2 protein-coding genes are annotated in these 591 nt (G+C 70.4%); one reads left to right on the plus strand and one right to left on the minus strand.

Annotation, left to right across the window (positions count from 1 at the left end; all coding sequences use genetic code 11):
• A partial coding sequence (locus A9X04_RS09130; protein ID WP_156764284.1) for a TetR/AcrR family transcriptional regulator occupies positions 1-308 on the minus strand: 308 nt, incomplete at its 3' end.
• 143 nt (positions 309-451) lie between these two features.
• On the opposite strand from A9X04_RS09130, the gene A9X04_RS29560 reads away from it, so the two are divergent.
• A partial coding sequence (locus A9X04_RS29560; protein ID WP_156751880.1) for a TetR/AcrR family transcriptional regulator occupies positions 452-591 on the plus strand: 140 nt, incomplete at its 3' end.

Raw genomic sequence — 591 nt, forward strand, 5'->3', positions numbered from 1 at the left:
AGCCGGCCCGATTCGTCGAGCACCGCCTCGATCCGGTCGACGGCGGTCCCCGGGCCCGCGGCGGCGGCTCGCAGCCGCGGCACCGCCATGCGTTCGATGTCCTCGACGGCCGCGTCCAGCAATTCGGACTTGTTCGGGAAGTAGTGGTACAGGCTGCCGCTGGTGACGTCGGCCGCCCGGGCGATCTCACGGATGGTGGCGCCCGCGTACCCGAATTCGGCCACGCAGCGCATGGTGGCAACGACGATCCGCTGCCGCGTCTCCTCGCCGCTGGCGCCGACCGGACGTCCCCGTTGCGCCCGCGTCACCATGCTGTCCTCACTCGCGCGTCCCGTCCGCCGGCTCCCGGTCCCCGACACGGTCGAATATAATCGAGTGATCGATTAGTTCCGGCTTCGCCGCGGAGGTGCGTAGTGCGTGATGGACGGAGCTGCGGCGGGCTTCCCGCCGCATGAGCGTCACGCCGCCGCAATTGGGTCGGCCGGTGGGTGCCGACGGTGAGCAGACCCGGGCCCGCATCATCACCGCCGCGATGCGATGTGTGGCCGAGAATGGCTATTCGCGCACCACGATTCGCGAGATCGCCCGGGC

Source organism: Mycobacterium sp. E3247 (genome assembly GCF_001667785.1).
Taxonomy (GTDB): Bacteria; Actinomycetota; Actinomycetes; order Mycobacteriales; family Mycobacteriaceae; genus Mycobacterium.